Below are 21,114 nucleotides of genomic sequence, written 5' to 3'. Positions count from 1 at the left end.
ATTTATTTCTTATACTTTGGTTATAATTTCTACCTTTTACGAGAGTACAAATTCCCTTAGTGTAATGGCAATTTTGGCTGTGATTTACTACTTTCATTGTCTAATGGCTGGTCAGTTTCTTCCGGCAATCGCTTACGAACGGTAGGTACCTCACGCGGATCGAAATCTAAATCTGAGAAGGAAAATATCCGAACAGCCACCATGCCATTAAAAGCTCTTGCTCGAATCAGGATTGGGTATGCATAACGATTTTGAAACCGAAAATCAGGACCATACCAGCTAACCGTCGCGTCTCTGCCTGGAGGTACATAAGCAACATTACGGCTATGGGCATAACGCTGTATAATTTTTAAACCCGATTTGTCCACAGCATTATATAAAGTAGAAGAAACCTGACAAATTCCCCCGCCAATTCCTTCCGATAATTCCCCGCGAACAATTACTGGAGCAGGTAAATATCCCCTTTTTGTCGTTCTTTCTCCTACTGTTTGATTAAAAGAAAACGTTTCTCCAGGAAACAACACCACATTGTCGATGGATTTGCTAGAGAGGGCAATATTACTAGCTCGATTCTTATTGCGAGGATTATAGTAAGTAACATAAGCACCAATCTGTTTTTGTGAAACATCTTTCAATAATGAAGCATCTACCTTAGGTAAAACGGTAAGCGTAGGAATTTGCAAGTGAGTTTGTTGATTGGTATAAAAATAAGAAATAAATGATTCCATAAAGGCTTGACGATTTAAACGTTGACCATTTTTTTCTGGGATGATTTTCTCACGTTCATCCCATTTAGCATTCATTGGAGAACGATATACCTGCCTCTCAAGCCTTGACATGTACGCTTCCAGTTTCGAAACATCCAGGATAGGAATATGTGTAAATGGAAGAGTAAATGCTTTTCGGTCTATTGAGACGACATCCTGGTTCATTTTTTGAACAACTGGTACATTTCCTTGTAATTGTAAAACCAGCATCAAGCCTGCCATCAGACTAATCACAGAATCCTTCACCTCCCTTTTGTAGTATGAACAAGAGGTGATTATTTCACTCGATGACTAATGCTTAGGAAATCTTTTTTCGCACAGGAAATCTTTACAGTAAAAATAGAGTGCTACAGCTCTAATGGCGGTTTGGCACTCTATTTCATTCCATCAACTATGAGATTGGATTGTCCAAGGGTAAGGTAACCGAAAACACAGAGCCGACACCCTCCGTACTTCTTACAGTAATTGATCCATGTAAAGACTCACATATGTGCTTCACAATAGCTAAGCCTAACCCAGTCCCACCAGAATCTCGTGATCGAGCCTTATCAACACGATAGAACCGCTCAAAAATCCGTCCAAGATCATCCTCTGGAATCCCTATGCCCGTATCTGCCACATCCAGGTAAAGATAATCCTCATCCCGTCTTAATTCAATCGTGATGTTCCCGCCCTCTGGTGTATAAGCTATCGCATTTGCCAGCAGGTTAAGCAAAATCTGCTGCAAGCAATCCTTATCAGCTCGTAGCATAATTCCTTGATCGGCAGGCAAAATGAGCTTAAGCTCTTTTCGTTGCAGTTGTTCCCGAAGCAAGACTGCTGTTTCTTCTATGAGCCGGTGCATCTCTACCTCAGTGTAAGTCAGCGTTATTCGTTTCTGCTCAATTTTAGATAAATCTAAAATATCACTAATTAATCTAAAAAGACGTTCACTCTCGTCATAAATAATTTGCAAAAAGTGCCTGCTAATCTCTTCATCCTTAAGTGCCCCGTCTAATAAGGTTTCCGTAAAGCCTTTAATAGAGGTAATAGGTGTGCGTAGCTCATGGGAAACATTCGCAACGAAATCACTGCGCATCTTTTCTAATCGGCGGATATCTGTAATGTCATTTAACACTGCCAGAACACCTTTAATTTCACCACGGTAGTTCACATAAGGAGAAAAATCAGCATAGATCATCCGCTCTGCTGGATAAAAAATATGAATTTCATCCCGCTTGCGTTCCCCCGTGCGCATAACATCATCAATATGCTTACTAAAGCCATAATTATGACCTGCTTCAAAATGTAATTTCCCTACTAATTCAGAACTGGATATGTTCAGCATTTTTTCAACCGCATTATTTATAAGCTCAATTCGCCCATTCTCGGCGATTAAAATCACGCCACTAGGCATCGTTGCCAGCACTCCTGTTAAGCGTTGCTGATTCTCCGATATTTGATACATCTGTTGTTCCAAACTAGACGCCATAAAATTAATCGCTGTTGCTAATTGACCTAGTTCATCGCGAGGCTTAATTTTGACGCGACTCTCGTACTGACGCTGCGTAATATTTCTTGCTACCCGAATAATCTCTTCAATTGGCTTTGTAATACCATGAGAGATGCGTGAACTGACAATGCTACCGATAATCAAAGTAATTACAAGTCCCATGACCAAACTAAACCACATCTGATGGACAGATTGAGTAATGGTCTGCATGGACATAGCGGAACGAACCGCCCCAACGACTTGTCCTGTTTTATTATCCTTCAGTGGCACAGCCACATAAATCATCTGCTGATGAAGAGTATCACTTTCCCGATGAGCGATTCCTACCTGCCCCCTGAGGGCCGCTTCGATCTCTGGCCGATGAGCATGATTTTTCAGTTTTTGGTCTACACCTGAGGTATCAGCCATTACGACTCCCAAAGGATCAACAACAGTAATACGCACCTCCATAGATTCAGTAAAGTGCTGAATTTGGGCTTCCAAACGCTCCTGCTGAGTTAATATTTTTGGATCAATGATTGTTTCAGAGATAAATAAGGCTTCTTTTCTTAAAAGATCATATTGCATCTGTAGATAAGAGCGTTCCATAACTTTCCCAATAAATATCCCGATCACAATAAGAACAAGCGAAATTAAGCTTAGTATTGTAAAGGTAAGCTTCAGGCGAAATCGATTCACTGTACCCTCCCTGACCTAGCCTTCTAATTTATAGCCGAGACCACGCACCGTTTTAATATAACGTGGGTTTTTGGTGTCCTGCTCCAATTTTTCTCGCAAATGGCTGACATGCACATCTACAATTCGAGAATCACCTACAAAATCATAATTCCATACTGCATTAAGCAATTGGTCACGTGTTAAAACACGCCCAACATTACTTGCAAGGTATTGAAGCAACTCAAATTCTTTCGGAGTCAGCTCTACCTTCTCATCCCGGAGGAAGACCTCATATTTTTCTGGATAGATCACGATTTCTCCAAATGAGTACTGACGCTCCTCTTCTTTTTCCTGATCTGGTTCTGGCTTAGCATTAAAACGGCGCAAAATAGCTTTGACTCGTGCGACAACTTCTCTAGGGCTAAAGGGCTTTGTGATATAATCATCTGCTCCCAATTCGAGTCCTAAAATTTTGTCCAGCTCATCCTCTTTTGCCGTCAAGATAAGGATAGGAGTATTGATTCGTTCCTGACGAAGTGTTTTGCAGACATCTAGACCATCCATATATGGAAGCATTAGGTCTAAGATGATAAAATCTGGCTTCTCTTCACGCGCCATTGTTAACGCCTGTTTGCCGTCAAAAGCGGTAATTACCTCATAGCCCGCCTTTTCCAAATTAAATTGAATCAATTTAGAAATAGATACCTCATCTTCTACTACCAAAATCTTCGTCACTTATGCTTCCCCCTACATGTAATTCTCAACTTATCTCTTCTATAGTATTGCCTTTATGCATTGTATTCTAGGCTTGTAATCTCAGTCTGACAGATGACATTTAGCGGTGCAAGTAATTTTCTTGTAAAGATTTGGTTTTCTTCCTGTAAGGATTGATGGATGGCCTAGTGGTGGGATAGATAGCGGTTACAAACAAAAAGGAGAGCAATGATGGCTCTCCTTTTTAGTCATACTTTTTTCTATTGAAGAACTTTCATGACATTGCGAACAGCGTCAGCGGATTTTTCCAAAGCTGCTTTTTCGTCTTCTGTCAATTCTAGTTCATAGACTTTTTCGATACCATCTTTACCAAGCAGGGTTGGTACACCTAGGTATAGATCTTGGTAACCATATTCGCCTTGCAATAAAGCGATTGATGGAAGAATGCGTTTTTTGTCTTTTAGGATCGCTTCTGCCATTTGAACAATAGAAGCAGCCGGTGCATAGTAAGCGGAACCATTGCCTAACAAGCTAACAATTTCACCGCCACCTTTACGGGTGCGTTCTACGATTGCATCAAGACGATCTTTTGGAATTAATGTTTCTAGTGGAATACCACCAGCATAGGAATAACGAACAAGTGGAACCATGTCATCACCGTGTCCACCTAGTACGAAGCCTGTTACGTCTTCTACAGATACGTTCAATTCTTCAGCAACGAATGTACGGAAACGAGCTGTATCTAGGACACCTGATTGACCAATAACACGCTCTTTAGGGAAACCAGATGCTTTGTAGAATGTGTAAGTCATTGCATCAACTGGGTTAGACAATATGATAACAGTTGAGTTTGGAGCATAGATTTTTACGTTTTCTGCTACTGATTTCATGATACCAGCATTGGTATTTACCAAGTCATCACGGGACATACCAGGTTTACGAGCGATACCAGCAGTAATGATAACCATATCAGCACCTTGGACATCCGCATAGTTAGCAGTACCTGTGATTTTTGAATCAAAGCCTAGTACAGGGGAAGATTCCATCATGTCTAATGCTTTTCCTTTTGTAGGATTCTCTAATTGAGGGATATCAACAAGAACAACATCACCCAATTCCTTTTGAGCTAGGATAAAAGCTGTTGTTGCACCTGTGAAACCACTACCGATGACTGCGATTTTTTTGCGTTGAAAAGACATGTAATAGACCTCCTCAAGTTTTCGATTCCTAAAGATTTTTGATTAAGGCATCTGCAAATTCAGATGTTTTCAGTTCTTTTGCACCATCCATCAGACGGGCAAAATCATACGTAACTTCTTTAGATGAAATTGTTTTTTCCATTGCTGCTATCAACAGATCAGCTGCTTCATTCCAACCTAAATGACGAAGCATCATTTCACCAGACAGGATTACAGAAGATGGGTTTACTTTATCAAGACCAGCATATTTTGGAGCTGTACCATGGGTTGCTTCAAAAATAGCATGACCAGTCAAATAGTTGATGTTGGCACCAGGGGCGATACCAATACCTCCAACTTGTGCAGCCAGTGCGTCGGAAATGTAGTCACCATTTAGATTCAATGTAGCTACTACATCATATTCTGCTGGACGAGTCAAGATTTGTTGCAAGAAAGCGTCTGCAATCACATCTTTTACGATTAGCTTGCCTGCTGCTTCTGCTTCTTTTTGGGCTTGATCGGCATCTTTTCCTTCCGCTTTTAAACGGTCGTACTGTGCCCATGTAAATACTTTATCACCATATTCTGCTTCAGCAACTTCATAACCCCAGTTTTTAAATGCGCCTTCGGTAAATTTCATAATATTACCTTTGTGAACAAGGGTTAGAGATTTACGGTTGTTTTCTAAAGCATACTCAATTGCAGCGCGAACTAAACGTTCTGTACCATCTTTGGAAACAGGCTTAATACCGATACCAGAAGATTCTGGGAAGCGAATTTTCTTTACGCCCATTTCGCTTTGTAAGAATTGAATAACTTTTTTAACTTCATCGGACCCCTCAGCCCATTCGACACCAGCATAGATGTCTTCAGTATTTTCACGGAAGATCACCATGTCAGTAAGTTCTGGGTGTTTAACAGGAGATGGTACTCCATCGAAGTATTGAACAGGGCGTACGCAAGCATACAGATCAAGCTCTTGACGCAATGCCACGTTGATAGATCGAATTCCACCTCCAACTGGAGTTGTTAAAGGTCCTTTAATTGCGATCAGATATTCACGAATTGCTGTTAATGTATCTTCAGGCAGCCACTCACCATATTGATTAAATGCTTTTTCACCAGCAAATACTTCAAACCACGCGATTTTTTTCTCGCCTTTATATGCTTTTTCTACGACTGCATCTAAAACGCGAACAGATGCATTCCAAATATCAGGTCCAGTTCCGTCCCCTTCAATAAAAGGAATGATTGGATTGTTAGGTACAACCATTTTGCCATTATCTACGGTGATTTTTTCTCCATGTGTTGGTGCAGAAAGATTTTTAAACAAAGGAACCCCTCCATGTTTTTATAATCTGATCTCTTTTTATAATACATGAAAATCCTGCCAAAGGACATGCCTAGAACCACCAAATCTCACACGATTGGCAGTTCCAGAATTTTCATTGCAAGTGAACTATCTTTGATCAATCGGTTTAAAATGTTGATTTACTGGCCCAATATAGTCTGCACGCGGGCGAATTAAGCGATTGTTTTCATATTGCTCCATGATGTGAGCCGTCCAGCCAGACATACGGCTGATCGCAAAAATAGGAGTAAATAAGTCAATAGCTAAACCAAGTGATACGTAAACCGAAGCAGAATAGAAGTCTACGTTAGGCTTTAATCCTTTTTCACCTGTAACCATCTCTTCAATCTTCACTGACATTTCGTACAATTCTGTTTTGCCTTGTTGTTCAGTTAATTCTTTAGACATATGACGCAACCATTTTGCACGCGGATCGCCATCTTTATAAACACGATGACCAAAGCCCATGATTTTTTCCTTATTGTCCAAAGCCTGACGAATATAAGGAACGACTCTGTCTACAGATCCGATTTTTTCTAGCATCGTGGCAACAGCTTCATTAGCTCCTCCATGTAATGGGCCTTTCAAGGTTCCAATTGCTGATACCACACCAGAATAAATGTCTGTTAGAGTAGCAACGGTCACGCGTGCTGAAAATGTAGAAGCATTAAATTCATGGTCGGCATGTAAAATTAATGCTGTATCAAATGCTTTTACTGCCGTATCAGATGGTTCTTCTCCGCTTAGCATGTACAGGAAATTTTTAGCAATGGAGTACTCCTCTCTAGGTGCAATTGGTTCCAATCCCTTACGAAGACGGTCATATGCCGCAACGATAGTGGGCGTCTGAGCGGTTAGTCGGATCGACTTGCGATAATTTGCTTCCTTTGACATTTCCTGTGCCTCTTTGTCGTAGAGCGCTAGCGAAGAGACAGCTGTGCGCAATGCCGCCATAGAGTGAACGCCTTCGGGAAAATTACGAATGCTTTCAATAAGCTCTTGAGGGATTTGGGCGTTTGCTCCTAATTCCTTCTGGAAGGCTTCCAGCTGATCGCGCTTCGGTAGGGCTCCATGCCAAAGTAGATATACCACTTCTTCAAAGGTAGCGTTTTCAGCTAATTCATCAACATTAATACCTCTATAGCACAACACGCCATCAATGATTGAACAGACTGCCGATTGAGCAGCAACAACACCTTCTAAACCTTTAGTAGCTGTCATATGCGTCTCTCCTTTTCTGTATAGGTTTAAATGCTATTTTTCTTGATAAATCTTCTCCCCCTATTCTTTTGCGAAAAAATCGAAAAAAAAGAATTTTCTTTTTGCATAAAGTAAAAGGCAGGAAAGTAAGACATAAGATATATAACGGGTAAACTAGAAAAGAAAGAGTAAACAACAAAACATGATTTCGACACCAATTATAAAAGATATTGACGATTTTGTGAATGATAAAAATTCAAACAGTTATACTTTAGGCTCAAAATGTCTTAAAACTTGCGTAAAATGTACCTCTTCCTGCATAATAATACGTGACAGAAAAAGTGAAAGTTTAATGAATTGATAGATCAGGAGGGAACTACACTGACCCCGGAAACTTGGCTAACGCGCCTTTTTCAAGGCATTCGTTTTTTATGGGTGATTCTTTGCATCGTGGCCTTGTATTTTGCAGTCATCAAGATCACTCCTCTTATTTACCCATTTATTATCTCTTTAATCATTGCGATTATTGTAAACCGCCCAGTCACTAATTTAACGGAACGGCTTCGATTTCCCCGTTGGCTGTCCGTAACAGTAGTTTTGCTGCTTTTGCTACTTATTGTCACTGGGGTCATTACATTGGTGATCAATACGACCGTAAATGAAATCGGAAATTTGGTCAAGTTACTCCCTAGACTTTCCGTAGAGTTTACTGGATATATCCAAAATTTTCTAGCGCATGATTTTATCGCTAATTTATATCATCGGTTCCAGTTTTTCTATACACAACTGGATTTAAACTCTCAGACTACGATTGATTCTAACGTAAAAGAAGCACTGCACACGATTAGCAATAGCTTTCAAACTATTATCGTGGGAGCTTTATCTGGCATCAATGCCTTCCTTTTATCACTGCCAAGCTTAGGTACGGTATTTGTCATCTCCTTGTTAGGTGCATTTTTCTTGAGTAAGGATTTTTACCTGTGGAAATCACGCATGCACAAGATTTTACCCACTGGTGTTAATCATCGAATGGATCAAATCGTCTTAGACTTGCGTTCCGCATTGGTAGGGTTTTTAAAAGCGCAGCTTACTCTTATTTCAATTACCGCAGCCATTGTCATTATTGGGCTTTTGCTTTTGCGTGTGGAGTATGCAATTACGATAGGGTTATTAACCGGTCTGGTCGATTTGCTACCATATTTGGGCACAGGTACAGTCTTTGTACCTTGGATCATTTTCTTGTTCTTTAAGGGGCAATATGGGCTTGTAGTAGGTCTTTCTGTCTTGTATGGCATCGTTGTGATCTTCCGTCAGATTATCGAGCCAAAGATTGTTGCTGAAAGTGTAGGACTAGACCCCTTACTCACATTGGTAGCCCTATTTGCGGGATTAGAATTGTTCGGTGTGCTAGGTTTGATTATTGGACCGGTTAGCTTAGTGATTATCAACGCTTTAGTTAAGGCGAAAATCTTTGAAGATTTATGGATGTATATCGTAAAGGGGAAATTGTAACTAGCGTAATGCGTAATACGATTGTATTACTGCTTCCCTGAGTTAAAGGCGCTACAGCATTTGGACTTGGCGCCTTTTTCATATGTTTAACGGCACAAGAAGTAGCCTCCTAACATTTCAGATACTCTTGGTTATCCCACCCACACACTAACTCCTATTCAACAAAAAAGAGGCCCGCTCCCATCAGGTCGCTTGCCCCTCTTTTCTTATCTTCTAAAATGAATAAACTTGATCATTTTCCCAGAAGCAATCATCGACATAATCCATGCTTTTAAGAAATAGCGTAATATCATTCTCGTATATGGTATTAAAAAGATAATACCAATGATATCAGTGAAAAATCCAGGAAACACAAGTAAAAAACCGCCAAATAGGATAAACAAGCCATCCAACAATGCGTCAGTCGGCATTTGTCCTCGCGATAGCTGTAGCTGTAATAATTTTAAGGTCTGCGTTCCCTGATTTTTAGCAAGATAGGCCCCTACCACTGATGTTAAAATGACCAACAGGATCGTCCAAAGTCCTCCAATCACTTTTCCTACTGCAATAACTCCCCAAATTTCCAAAATCGGTATGATTAAAAAAAGCACAAACAACATTCGTAACCACATGGGCATATCACTTCCTCTGCCGGTTAATCAAACCAATTCTTTATCCGAGATATTTTTCATGTTCAGCTTGTAAACAGGAATACAGCTCTGGAATCACTTTAGGAAGACGGATTGGTTTTATTTGTGGATTCGTAAAAACATGCTCTGTCTTCCCTGACACTAATAATTTATTGTCATTGACCCGATAAATCTCATAACCAAAGTTCATACGGATGGGCGTTATATGCTCAATAAACGTGCGGATTTCAATCTCATCATCATAGCGTGCTGGTGAATGAAAAGATAAGGTTGCGTTGGTTACTGGCAATAGTACGCCCTTCTCCTCTACCCCTTTATATGATATTCCAGCTACTTCTCTAATATATTCAGTTCGTCCAAGTTCAAACCATGTTAGATAGTTTGCATGATATACAATTTGCATTTGATCTGTTTCGCTGTAGCGAACCCGAAGCTGATAGGTATGATAAAAAGCTGGATTCATTTCATTATAGCCTCCTAACTTCGTAAAGCCTTCTCTCATATAGTAGCACAAAAAGGACCATCGAATAATCTCGATAGTCCTTTTCTTTCTAGAAACAAACGCCTCTTATAGTACAGGAGCCATACCAGTAAAGATTTTACCACGTTCTGAATCAACAGTTACTTCCATACCATCCTTAAAGATAGCAGTAGCATTGTTTACACCGATTACAACAGGTGTATTTAGGTTCAAGCCGACAATAGCTGCATGAGAAGTAAGTCCGCCTTCTTCAGTGATAACTGCTGCCGCACGTTCAAATGCAGGAATCATATCAGAATCAGTACCAAGGCATACCAAGATGGAGCCTTCTTGTACTTTGCTCATTGCCTCTTCTGCTGTGCGAGCAACGACAACATTACCAGTCACTACTGCTTGCCCGATCCCTTGTCCTTTAGCAAGTACATCGCCAATTACATGGATTTTCAATAGGTTGGTTGTACCTGTTTCACGAACCGGAACACCTGCTGTAATTACAACCAAATCACCGTGTTTAACCATACCTGTTGTCAAAGCTTCACGTACAGCGATGTCAAACATTTCATCTGTTGTTTCTGCTTGTTTCGTTACAACTGGGTACACTCCATACATTAAGGAAAGACGGCGAGCAACACCTTGATGTGGAGTTACTGCGATAATTGGTGCTTTTGGACGGTATTTAGAAACAAGACGAGCTGTATGTCCACTTTCTGTAGAGGAGATAACTGCTGCTGCATTTAGATCAAGAGCAGATTTTACTACGGCTTGAGAAATTGCGTCTGTTACTGTTACACGGTTGCAAGTTGCATGAGCCTTCATTACTTCACGATAGTTCAAGCTTTGCTCTGCACGTAGAGCGATGCTGTTCATGGTTTGAACCGATTCTACTGGATATTTACCTGCTGCTGTTTCACCAGAAAGCATGATAGCGTCTGTGCCATCATAAATCGCGTTCGCTACGTCACTTGCTTCTGCACGAGTTGGACGTGGGTTGCGTTGCATAGAATCCAGCATTTGTGTTGCTGTAATAACTGGTTTGCCTAGCAGGTTACATTTTTGGATCATCATTTTTTGGCAAACAGGAACTTCCTCAACAGGAATTTCTACACCAAGGTCTCCACGAGCTACCATTAAACCATCGGATACTGCCAAGATTTCATCGATGTTGTCAACACCCTCTTGGTTTTCAATCTTGGAGATGATGTCAATTTTTGCGCCATGCTTATCTAGGATTTCACGGATTTCCAATACGTCTGAGCCCTTGCGCACAAAGGAAGCCGCGATAAAGTCAACGCCTTGCTCGATACCAAACTTGATATCTGCAGCGTCCTTCTCAGTGATGCCTGGCAGGTTAATAGAAACTCCAGGAACGTTTACACCTTTTTTACTTTTTAGTGTACCGCCGTTTTTGATTACACAAACGATTTCAGTACCTTCAATTTTTGTAACTTCCAAGCCGATTAGACCATCATCGATTAGAATTTGGCTACCTACTTCTACATCGTTAGGAAGGTCAGGATATGTGATTGATACACGCTCAGCTGTTCCAGCCATCTCTTGAGTTGTTAAAGTGAAGGTGTTGCCCTCTACTAGCTCTACAGCGTCTACAGACATGTTTCCTGTACGGATTTCAGGTCCTTTCGTATCTAGTAGGATCGCTACCAATTTACCTGTTTCTTTTGCTGCCTGACGAATATTTCTAATACGAGCGCCATGCTCTTCAAAATCACCGTGAGAAAAGTTTAAACGGGCTACATTCATACCCGCGCTAATTAGTTTTTTTAGTGTTTCCACCGATTCGGATGCTGGTCCAATAGTACATACGATTTTTGCCTTGCGTAACAAAATAATCCCTCCAAAAATTGCTTAGTAATTCTTGTTTTACAAAAGAACAGGGCGTTCGAACTAGATGCATGAGAACGCCACTGAAATTGTTATGCTTCTTGAAAAGTTACCAATTAAATGGATAGAGAACGCGCTAATTGGTAAATTGACAAGTCTAGTTGATGTTTTTGATCAAGCGCTTCATCAATATCAACGTCTACGATGGTATTGTTCTTAATTCCAACCATGCGATCCGCTTTGCCCTCAAGCAGCAAATCTACAGCAGCTGCACCTAAACGACTTGCTAGCATACGGTCGAAAGCAGTTGGAGAACCACCACGTTGAATATGTCCTAGAACAGTGACACGAGTCTCCCAGCCTGTTTCTGCCTTGATGACATCTGCGAACTGAGAAGCTTGGCCTACCCCTTCTGCCACAATAATGATGGAATGCTTTTTACCGCGGCGATGTCCTGAACGTAGTCGCTCCAGAATATCCTTCATATCCGTATCTGCTTCAGGGATGATGATGGATTCTGCTCCAGCAGCTAAACCAGCCCACAGAGCCAAGTCACCTGCATCGCGCCCCATAACCTCAACAATGTACGTACGCTCATGTGAAGTAGCTGTATCGCGGATTTTGTCAATGCATTCTACTACAGTGTTTAATGCTGTGTCAAAGCCAATTGTAAAGTCAGTGCATGGAATGTCATTATCAATAGTACCCGGAACACCAATTGTTGGGAAGCCAAGCTGCGTTAGTTTTTGCGCACCGCGGAACGAACCGTCACCGCCGATAACAATTAGACCTTCAATTCCGTGTTTCTTTAATTGCTCAACCGCTTTTGCTCGTCCTTCTTCCGTTCTGAACTCGTCGCTACGAGCTGTGAAAAGCATTGTACCACCACGATGAATAATGTCACCTACAGAACCAAGTGTTAATTCCTTGATGTTACCGCTAATAAGACCATTATATCCATTGTAAACTCCAAAAATTTGAACGCCCTTGTAAATAGCTCGACGTACCGCAGCACGGACAGCCGCGTTCATACCTGGAGCATCGCCACCACTAGTTAAAACAGCAATTTTTTTCATCGTACTCACCTCTTCATTTTCTCCTTTCCTTAGGATGGCTCTCTGCATCATTTTCTATTGGTAACGAAAATGAGAAACCTGGGGAAAATTTTGTTAACAAAATCCTGCTAACAGTCTATAGACACCAAATTCATACAATCGAAACCACAAATATTTACCCAATAATTAGGGAAACAGGATGGTGTTATACCAATCCGGTAAATTGGTCACGCAGTATGTATAAATGGCGTATATTGATAGGCTGTTATACAACAAACTTCCGGTTTTAGCCACTCCATTTTGGAATTTGTGACATACTTTTTGTTAGTTTTTCTTTTTTTGCCAAGATCGTCTTCCGAATACTGATTCTAACAGATTTTGAGCGTCTAAAAAAGCAAAAAACTCCCCTTTTTTATGAAAGGGAAGTAAATGTGCCAATTTGTTTAAATTTGTTATAACGATGCTGTACTAATTCTTTAGGGGACAGTTTTTCCAGCTCAGCTAAACCATTAAGCAACGACTGCTTAATAAAACCTGCTTGTTGGATTAAATCACGATGTGCCCCACCAAATGGTTCTGGAATGATTTGATCAATGATACCTAATTCTAATAAATCTGGGGCAGAAATTTTCATGGTTTCGGCTGCCCGCATAGCGAGACTAGAATCTTTCCATAAAAGAGCCGCAGCTCCCTCTGGAGAGATAACCGAATAAACGGAGTTCTCAAGCATATAGATATGGTTACCGACACTAATGCCTAAAGCTCCTCCACTACCACCTTCTCCGATGACCACACAAATAATAGGCACCGTGAAATTAGCCATCTCAAGTAAATTTCGAGCAATCGCTTCGCTCTGTCCGCGCTCCTCTGCTGCTTTACCTGGATAAGCCCCTTGCGTATTAATAAATGTAATGATCGGTCGACCAAATTTCTCGGCCTGCTTCATTAACCGCAACGCTTTACGATAACCCTCTGGATGAGCCATACCAAAATTACGGCTAATATTTTCTTTGGTATCTTTCCCCTTTTGATGACCGATAACAGTGACAGGTCGGCCTTCTAGGCGTGCAATACCACCAACAATCGCCAAATCATCTCCGTAGGAACGATCCCCATGTAATTCCATAAAATCAGTAAAGATATGCTTGATATAATCAAACGTAGTGGGACGCTCTGGATGACGAGAAATCTGCACGCGTTGCCACGGGGTTAAATTCCCGTAGATTTGCTCGGCCAAATCCTTCGCTTTTTCCTCCAGACGCTTTACTTCATCTGTAAAATCAATCCCTTTTTCTTCTGTAAACTTACGTAGTTCTTTAATTTTATCGTGCAGCTCTACTAATGGTTTTTCAAATGAGAGATCTGTTGCCATTATTCTCCCTCCCTATGTGTGTGCAAAGCGACCAATGTACCTAAAGTATCTCGCATATCTTTGCGATGCACTACCATATCAAGCTGCCCATGCTTTAATAGAAACTCCGCAGTTTGAAAATCCTTAGGAAGCTCCTGACGAATCGTTTGTTCAATGATACGACGACCAGCAAACCCAATCTGAGCACCTGGTTCGGCAATATTAATATCACCAAGCGAGGCAAAGCTGGCAGATACACCACCGGTAGTCGGATGAGTTAATACGGAGATAAACAATAAGCGTTCATTTTCCATTTGAGCCAATGCAGCGCTGGTTTTTGCCATCTGCATCAAGCTGATCATTCCTTCCTGCATACGTGCCCCACCAGAAGCAGAGAACAGGATAAATGGCAGCTTACGCTCAATAGCGCGTTCAATTGCTCGTGTAATTTTTTCACCAACAACTGCGCCCATGCTTCCCATCCGAAAGCGCGAGTCCATGACACCTAACACAACAGGCATTCCCTGAAGCAGACCCTCACCCGTAATAACCGCTTCGTTCAAATTTGTTTTGGAACGATCTTGTTCTAATTTATCTTCATACCCCGGAAAATTAAGAGGGTTATCTGAAATTAAATTAGCATCAAATTCTTCCGTAAAGCTACCATTATCCAGTAGCGATTGTACGCGCTCTGGAGAAGATAAAGGAAAATGATGCTGACAGCCTTTGCAGACTCTTAAATTCTTCTCCAAATCCTTGGAATAATGAATTGTTCCACAATGGGAACATTTATGCATAAGACCTTCTGGAACCTCTTTGGGTTCAACAGTCGGGACTTCCTGCGTCATTGACACGCTTGGTACAGTCGCAAATTTGCGCTTTTTCCCAAAAAGATCTTTGAGCACACTATCACCTCACATTTGTTTCAGTGAAGAACCGTGCCGAGAACCTCTTGCACTTCGGACAGTTCGCCCTCTGGCACCAGTATCTCATATTGCTTGGATACTTTAGCCTCACGAACCTTCACCAGAAATCCTTCACTTGTTAAACGGTGTTGAATACGTTCGGCAATCTTGGCGCTAGGAGCGATGTAGATGACGGTCCACATGATAATCCTCCTTACTGCTGTAAATCTGACAATCTGTGCCTCATCATATCACAGCCCCTACAGCCCCTGCAATTTATAACATGCTGTTGTCAAGATGTACCTTCATATATTCCATCGCCTTTACTGCGTTACCTTCGCGTATTGCCTCCATAACCTGCACATGTTCCTGATGAGCAATACGCGCTCTTCCTTCACGTGCTATTGAGTCTTTGCGAATCCCACCACTATATTCCACGAGCGGAGCCCATATCCGGTGTAAGACAGAATTGCGGCTCGATCTGCATATGACCCGATGAAATAAGTAATCTTCCTCCCAAGGAATCTCTCCTCGCTCCAACTTATCCCAAGCAGAATCCAAAATCCGCTCCATTTCCTCAAAGTGCCTAGTCCCTGCTCTGGTGCACGCAAGACGTACAGCATCCAGTTCTAGGATCTTACGCATTTCTACGAGATCTTTTTTGGTTTTTGCATCACGTAGAATATAAGAGCCTAATAAATCGATCAACCGGTTATGCCGATAATGCTTTAAAAAAGTGCCTTCCCCACGTCTTGTCTCTATTAGACCCAACAGCTCTAAAGCTCGTAGCGCCTCACGTACAGAGGAACGCCCAACACTTAATCGCTCGGAAAGCTCTCGCTCTGAGGGGAGCTTATCCCCAGGACGTAAATTCTCTTCTGCAATGATTTCGTTCAATTGCATGAGAATTCCTTCATACACTTTCCGATTGGTGGAGGAGTCTGTCATCGTACTCCACTCCTTCGGCTAAAAATCAGGAGAAGGCGATTGCTATCGCCTTCTCTTATACGGCTACTTCCTATTATTGATCTGAGAAAGCAGAAAGTTTTACGGTTTTAGCTTTTATTTCTTCTAAATCGACATGAATCCGAGCTACACCGCTATCCATCGCAGCTTTAGCAACCGCGGCTGCTACATTCGCAGCAACACGAGGATCAAACGGAGCTGGGATAACAAAATCAGCGTGTAGCTGATCTCCCTCGATTAGATCAGCGATAGCATGTACCGCCGCTACTTTCATTTCTTCATTGATTTGAGTCGCTCTTGTATCCAGCGCACCGCGGAAAATGCCTGGGAATGCTAGTACATTATTAACCTGATTCGGGAAATCGGAGCGCCCTGTTCCTACTACTGCCGCTCCTGCCTTTTTAGCTTCATCCGGCATAATCTCAGGTGTAGGATTAGCCATTGCAAAAATAATCGCATCACGATTCATAGATGTAACCATCTCAGGGGTAACAGCTCCTGCTGCGGAAACACCAATGAATACGTCAGCCCCAACCATTGCATCTGCTAGCTCGCCTTCGATTTTGTCACGGTTCGTTAGTAAAGCAATTTCTTCTTTCACTGGATTCATACCAAATTGGCGGCCTTCATACACAATTCCTTTTGTATCACACATAATTACTTCTTTTACACCCATGCTAAGTAAAAGTTTAATAATTGCAATACCAGCGGCTCCAGCACCGTTGGCAACTACACGGATATCTTCTATTTTTTTATTCACTAATTTTAAAGCATTGATGAGACCCGCAGCAGTTACAATGGCTGTTCCGTGCTGGTCATCGTGGAAAATTGGAATGTTAGTTTCTTTTTTCAGACGTTCCTCGATTTCAAAACATGCAGGTGCTGCGATATCTTCTAGGTTTACGCCTCCAAAAGTTGGCTCTAGAAGCTTTACTGTTTCAATAATCTTCTCTTTGTCCGTTGTATTTAAGCAGATCGGGAATGCATCTACTCCAGCAAACGATTTAAATAATACGGCTTTTCCTTCCATAACAGGCATTGCAGCTTCTGGACCGATATTACCAAGTCCTAGCACGGCCGTTCCGTCACTAACTACAGCTACCAAATTACCTTTCATGGTATATTCGTACACTTTGCTAGGATCATTAAAAATCTCTTTGCAAGGTTCGGCTACACCAGGCGAGTATGCTAGGCTTAAATCATGTGCATCGCGCACTGGCACCTTCGTAACTGCTTCTAGCTTTCCTTGATGTACTCTGTGAAGTTCAAGAGCTTCTTCTCTTAAATTCGACACCTAAATCACTCCATTCCCGCCTGAGTAAATTACCCATATTGTTGTATGTCGAAGTGGTCAGACCACTCAAACGCCGTTACTGTTCATTATATCAAATCATTTCCAACTGTAAACCTGCTATAAAGTGCAAAAAAGGGAGGACTTCGTTCATCCTCCCCCGTTTATGGGCAATTCTTTCTGAATTACACACTCATCTCCCACTATTTCTTTCATTTTCTCCAGTATTTCGATATTTGCTTCCACTCGATATTCGTTTGGTAGGCGTAATATTTGTTTTTTCTGCTCATAATAAAGCAGAACTGGGGTCATTCCACTGTGCTTGGTAAACAACTCTTTTAACCGAACCAGGGTATCGCCTCTTTCATGCTCTGGAGAGATTTTAATAAATAATACGCTTTCCATCTGTGGCTTAGGCAATGCTTTTCCGTCCCAGATCCTGTTAGCGATCAATTTAGGCGTATCTCCCTGACGATCTATACGTCCTTCAATCACAACAATCGCCTCTTTATATAAAAAGGTTTGGGCCGTTTGAAATATTTTCGGAAAAACAACTACCTCTACTTGAGCCGTTTTATCCTCTACCTGTAGAAATGCCATCGGGTCGCCTTTTTTTGTTTGAATTCGCTTAGCCTCTGTTATCATCCCTACAATTTTTACTACATGCTGATGCGGTAGGTCATCCATATCAGGGATCATGGTTACTTCTTTATGCTGTGTTAAATAAGAATAGGGATCGAGTGGATGACCGGACAGATAGACACCTAATAGCTCTTTTTCCTCTTTTAAGCTCTGTATATGCGAGAAGGGCGGAACCTCTGGATATTCTATCTGCTCTGGTTCTGGTTGATTCCCTTTATCGTCTGAGCCGGCTTCACTTGTAAATGCAAACAAATTTAACTGAGCAGCTTCTTTGTCTTTTCGACGTGTACCACCCTTCTCCATGGCTTCATCAAGCATCAATAAAAGCTGAGCTCTATGACCTGGCAATGAATCCAGTGCCCCGCAAATAATCAAAGACTCAATCACACGGCGGTTAACCAATCGACTGTCGACTCTTGAACAAAAATCAACCAGATCTGAAAACGGAGCTTTTATCCGTTCTTTAACAATTGACTCGATTGCACCATATCCTACATTCTTGACAGCAGCCAGTCCGAAGCGAATCGCCTGCTTATCTGGCTCAACACTAAATAATGCTTCACTTGCATTTACGCAAGGAGGAAGCACCGTTAGGCGCAAGCGCTTTGCTTCTTCTACATACTCCGCGATCCTCCCTTGGCTGCCAATTGACATGGATAGTAATGAGGCCATAAAAGCTAGTGAATGATTCGCTTTTAAATACGCCATTTGATAGGCAATAATCGCATACGCTACTGAATGGGCTTTATTAAACCCGTAGTCGGCAAATTTAACAATCAAATCATAAACCTCATTGGCAAGCTGCTCCTCATATCCTTGGGCAATGCTGCCTGCCACAAATTTCTCACGTTGTTCCATCAATAGCTCACGTTTCTTTTTCCCTACGGCCCGCCGTAAAATATCAGCCTCACCTAGAGTAAAGCCTGCCATTTTAGAAGAAATTTGCATGATTTGCTCCTGATAAATAATAAAGCCGTGCGTCTCTTGCAAAATGGCTTCTAAATCGGGATGAGCATAGTGTACGGGAGTTTTCCCATGCTTGGCTTTAATATAATCTGGAATAATCTCCATTGGCCCTGGACGATATAAAGCAAGAACAGCCACGATATCACCAAGACAGGTCGGTTTTAAATCTCGAAGTACATTACGGATGCCCGCTGATTCTAGCTGAAACACACCTGTTGTATCACCGCGTGTTAGCATTGCAAAGCTTTTTGCATCCTCCATTGGCAATGAGTCTAATGACAAAGGGATGCCCTGACGGTTCATTTCCTTTAACGTTTCCTGAATAATAGTCAGATTGCGTAGACCTAAAAAATCCATCTTTAGCAAGCCGACCTGTTCTAGAATATCCATTGGGAACTGAGTAAGTAATAGCCCCTCACTTCCCTCTTGCAGGGGTACGTATTCTGTTAAGGGTTCACGTGAAATCACTACCCCAGCCGCATGCGTAGAAGCATGGCGCGGCAATCCTTCCAATCCCCGGCCTAGCCGGATTAGCTTGGCTACGTCTCGATTCTCCTCCGTTAAACGCTCTAAGTCAGGATTAAGCTTGAAGGCCTTATCAAAGGTCATAGATGGAGATTGTGGAATCATTTTCGCTACGCGATCTACCAAAGCAAGTGATAAGCCTAGGGCTCGGCCAACATCACGCACAGCCGCCCGTGCAGCAAGTGTACCAAAGGTAATAATCTGCGCCACCCGATCATGACCGTATCTGTCTGCTACATAATGAATAACCTCGTCACGCCGCTCCACTGCAAAGTCAATATCAATATCAGGCATCGTAATGCGCTCTGGATTGAGAAAGCGTTCAAACAACAGATCGTGAGCAAGCGGATCTACATTGGTAATGGAGAGCGCGTAGGCGACCAAGCTGCCTGCCGCTGATCCTCGCCCCGGACCGGTTGCTATTTTTTGCTCATGAGCATATTTCATAAAATCCCAAACGATTAAAAAATAATCGGTAAAGCCTGTCCCGGTTATGACAGATAGTTCATAATCTAGGCGCTCCTGCACCTCGGCATGTAGAGAACCGTAACGCTTGACACAGCCTTCTTCACATATTTGTCGTAAATATTGCTCCGCCTCTACTCCCTCTGGCAACGGAAACCGTGGCAAAATGTGCTGGTCTAACTGAATTTCCACCTGACAGCGTTCCGCTATACGAAGGGTGTTTTGTAGTCCCTCTTTCGCGTAGACAAACAGACCAGCCATCTCTTCTGCCGATTTAAGATAATATTCCTCCGTCTCGTAGCGAGATCGGTTAGTATCTGTAATGGTTGCACCTTGGCCGATAGCCAGCAGCACGTCATGTAGCTCTGCTTCCTGCTTTTCCACATAATGCACGTTATTTGTGACTACTAGCGGAATGTGTGTCGCCTCATGCAATCTCAATATACGTTGATTTAGGCGACGCTCTTTTTCAGTCCCATGATCCTGAAGCTCCAGATAAAAGCGCTGTGGGCCAAAAACATCAGCATACCAGCTAGCGGCTTGTCTTGCTGCCTCTATATCGCCTTCTAATAAAAGCTGGTTAATCTCTCCTTCTGTACAACCACTTAGCGCAATCAGGCCGTTTGCATATCGCTTCAGCCTTTCTCGATTGATTCGCGGCAGTATTTGATACCCCTCTGTATGAGCAATTGTAGATAACTGAATTAAATTTTTATAGCCTTGCTCATTTTCGGCAAGTAATGTCAAATGATAAGGGGCCTTGGTTTGTCGTGTCACCCGATCACGCAAATCTCCATCAATTAGATAAATTTCCATGCCAATAATAGGTTTAATTCCTTTCTCAAGACATGCTTTATAAAAAGGAATGACTCCGTATAGATTCGCATGGTCTGTAATTGCTAAGGCCGGCATCTTAAGCTCAGCAGCCTTTTGTACCAATTGATCAATCCGTGCGGCTCCATCTAATAAACTAAATTCGCTATGCACATGTAAATGAACGAAGGATGCTGTCATCATCTTGCTCCTTCCCTACTGATCTTCGTATATTTCTATTATACCCGAAGGAGCAATTGAGGCGAACCTTTATTCGTGTAACAGAAGGAGAGGACTTGCAAGAACATACGAATT

17 protein-coding genes are annotated in these 21,114 nt (G+C 42.0%); 1 reads left to right on the top strand and 16 read right to left on the bottom strand.

The features are described from left to right. Positions 1 to 56: 56 nt before the first annotated feature. The 6 genes from O0550_RS01000 to citZ form a co-directional block, all read right to left on the bottom strand. Positions 57 to 1,001: a VanW family protein gene (locus O0550_RS01000; RefSeq protein WP_003339129.1), complete on the bottom strand. Its 945-nt coding sequence runs from the start codon at positions 999 to 1,001 to the stop codon at positions 57 to 59. Positions 1,002 to 1,158: 157 nt separating this feature from the next. After that, complete coding sequence (gene pnpS, locus O0550_RS00995) at positions 1,159 to 2,937, bottom strand: two-component system histidine kinase PnpS (protein WP_181747294.1); 1,779 nt, start codon at positions 2,935 to 2,937, stop codon at positions 1,159 to 1,161. 15 nt (positions 2,938 to 2,952) lie between these two features. Beyond that, positions 2,953 to 3,651 (bottom strand): response regulator transcription factor, encoded by a 699-nt coding sequence (locus tag O0550_RS00990; protein WP_003339131.1) that lies wholly within the window; start codon positions 3,649 to 3,651, stop codon positions 2,953 to 2,955. A 239-nt stretch (positions 3,652 to 3,890) separates the two neighbouring features. Then, on the bottom strand, positions 3,891 to 4,829 hold the full coding sequence (gene mdh, locus O0550_RS00985; protein WP_003335236.1) for a malate dehydrogenase: 939 nt from the start codon (positions 4,827 to 4,829) through the stop codon (positions 3,891 to 3,893). 28 nt (positions 4,830 to 4,857) lie between these two features. Beyond that, positions 4,858 to 6,141 carry an NADP-dependent isocitrate dehydrogenase gene (gene icd / locus O0550_RS00980; protein ID WP_003335237.1) on the bottom strand — a complete coding sequence of 428 codons (1,284 nt, stop codon included), beginning with the start codon at positions 6,139 to 6,141 and terminating at the stop codon, positions 4,858 to 4,860. Positions 6,142 to 6,267: 126 nt separating this feature from the next. Continuing rightward, a complete protein-coding gene (citZ, locus tag O0550_RS00975) occupies positions 6,268 to 7,380 on the bottom strand; it encodes a citrate synthase (protein ID WP_003335238.1) in 1,113 nt (370 codons plus the stop codon). A gap of 336 nt (positions 7,381 to 7,716) precedes the next feature. On the opposite strand from citZ, the gene ytvI reads away from it, so the two are divergent. After that, the gene (gene ytvI / locus O0550_RS00970; RefSeq protein ID WP_003335239.1) at positions 7,717 to 8,871 is read left to right on the top strand and encodes a sporulation integral membrane protein YtvI; all 1,155 of its coding nucleotides are present in this window, start codon (positions 7,717 to 7,719) and stop codon (positions 8,869 to 8,871) included. A gap of 206 nt (positions 8,872 to 9,077) precedes the next feature. On the opposite strand, the gene O0550_RS00965 is transcribed toward ytvI, so the two are convergent. From O0550_RS00965 to O0550_RS00920, 10 genes are all read right to left on the bottom strand, one after another. After that, on the bottom strand, positions 9,078 to 9,482 hold the full coding sequence (locus O0550_RS00965) for an FxsA family protein (protein ID WP_258425461.1): 405 nt from the start codon (positions 9,480 to 9,482) through the stop codon (positions 9,078 to 9,080). A 40-nt stretch (positions 9,483 to 9,522) separates the two neighbouring features. Then, positions 9,523 to 9,963 carry an acyl-CoA thioesterase gene (locus O0550_RS00960; RefSeq protein WP_035317867.1) on the bottom strand — a complete coding sequence of 147 codons (441 nt, stop codon included), beginning with the start codon at positions 9,961 to 9,963 and terminating at the stop codon, positions 9,523 to 9,525. A gap of 105 nt (positions 9,964 to 10,068) precedes the next feature. Next, entirely contained in the window at positions 10,069 to 11,823 is a 1,755-nt protein-coding gene (pyk, locus tag O0550_RS00955) for a pyruvate kinase (protein ID WP_003335242.1), read from the bottom strand. A 113-nt stretch (positions 11,824 to 11,936) separates the two neighbouring features. Then, positions 11,937 to 12,896: a 6-phosphofructokinase gene (gene pfkA / locus O0550_RS00950; protein ID WP_003335243.1), complete on the bottom strand. Its 960-nt coding sequence runs from the start codon at positions 12,894 to 12,896 to the stop codon at positions 11,937 to 11,939. Positions 12,897 to 13,287: 391 nt separating this feature from the next. Next, a complete protein-coding gene (gene accA, locus O0550_RS00945; RefSeq protein WP_003339135.1) occupies positions 13,288 to 14,247 on the bottom strand; it encodes an acetyl-CoA carboxylase carboxyl transferase subunit alpha in 960 nt (319 codons plus the stop codon). After that, entirely contained in the window at positions 14,247 to 15,131 is an 885-nt protein-coding gene (gene accD, locus O0550_RS00940) for an acetyl-CoA carboxylase, carboxyltransferase subunit beta (protein WP_003335245.1), read from the bottom strand. Before accD ends, accA begins: the two co-directional genes overlap by 1 nt. A 20-nt stretch (positions 15,132 to 15,151) precedes the next feature. Beyond that, complete coding sequence (locus O0550_RS00935) at positions 15,152 to 15,334, bottom strand: hypothetical protein (protein WP_003335246.1); 183 nt, start codon at positions 15,332 to 15,334, stop codon at positions 15,152 to 15,154. A gap of 73 nt (positions 15,335 to 15,407) precedes the next feature. Further along, positions 15,408 to 16,079: a FadR/GntR family transcriptional regulator gene (locus tag O0550_RS00930; RefSeq protein WP_003335247.1), complete on the bottom strand. Its 672-nt coding sequence runs from the start codon at positions 16,077 to 16,079 to the stop codon at positions 15,408 to 15,410. Between the two features lie 73 nt (positions 16,080 to 16,152). Continuing rightward, on the bottom strand, positions 16,153 to 17,391 hold the full coding sequence (gene ystJ, locus O0550_RS00925; RefSeq protein WP_035317871.1) for an NADP-dependent malic enzyme: 1,239 nt from the start codon (positions 17,389 to 17,391) through the stop codon (positions 16,153 to 16,155). Positions 17,392 to 17,538: 147 nt separating this feature from the next. Continuing rightward, positions 17,539 to 21,003: a DNA polymerase III subunit alpha gene (locus O0550_RS00920; protein ID WP_258425460.1), complete on the bottom strand. Its 3,465-nt coding sequence runs from the start codon at positions 21,001 to 21,003 to the stop codon at positions 17,539 to 17,541. Positions 21,004 to 21,114 lie beyond the last annotated feature (111 nt).

This window comes from Brevibacillus halotolerans (assembly GCF_026891775.1).
Lineage (GTDB): Bacteria > Bacillota > Bacilli > Brevibacillales > Brevibacillaceae > Brevibacillus_B > Brevibacillus_B halotolerans.
This window is presented reverse-complemented; position numbering and strand designations above follow the sequence as displayed.

What these genes read in the sequence shown, in the direction of transcription:
- pfkA (WP_003335243.1), bottom strand. Translation starts at nt 12,896, where the DNA reads ATGAAAAAAATTGCTGTTTTAACTAGTGGTGGCGATGCTCCAGGTATG.
- citZ (WP_003335238.1), bottom strand. Translation starts at nt 7,380, where the DNA reads ATGACAGCTACTAAAGGTTTAGAAGGTGTTGTTGCTGCTCAATCGGCA.
- accA (WP_003339135.1), bottom strand. Translation starts at nt 14,247, where the DNA reads ATGGCAACAGATCTCTCATTTGAAAAACCATTAGTAGAGCTGCACGAT.
- O0550_RS00935 (WP_003335246.1), bottom strand. Translation starts at nt 15,334, where the DNA reads ATGTGGACCGTCATCTACATCGCTCCTAGCGCCAAGATTGCCGAACGT.
- O0550_RS00965 (WP_258425461.1), bottom strand. Translation starts at nt 9,482, where the DNA reads ATGTGGTTACGAATGTTGTTTGTGCTTTTTTTAATCATACCGATTTTG.
- O0550_RS00930 (WP_003335247.1), bottom strand. Translation starts at nt 16,079, where the DNA reads ATGACAGACTCCTCCACCAATCGGAAAGTGTATGAAGGAATTCTCATG.
- mdh (WP_003335236.1), bottom strand. Translation starts at nt 4,829, where the DNA reads ATGTCTTTTCAACGCAAAAAAATCGCAGTCATCGGTAGTGGTTTCACA.
- O0550_RS00960 (WP_035317867.1), bottom strand. Translation starts at nt 9,963, where the DNA reads ATGAATCCAGCTTTTTATCATACCTATCAGCTTCGGGTTCGCTACAGC.
- O0550_RS00920 (WP_258425460.1), bottom strand. Translation starts at nt 21,003, where the DNA reads ATGATGACAGCATCCTTCGTTCATTTACATGTGCATAGCGAATTTAGT.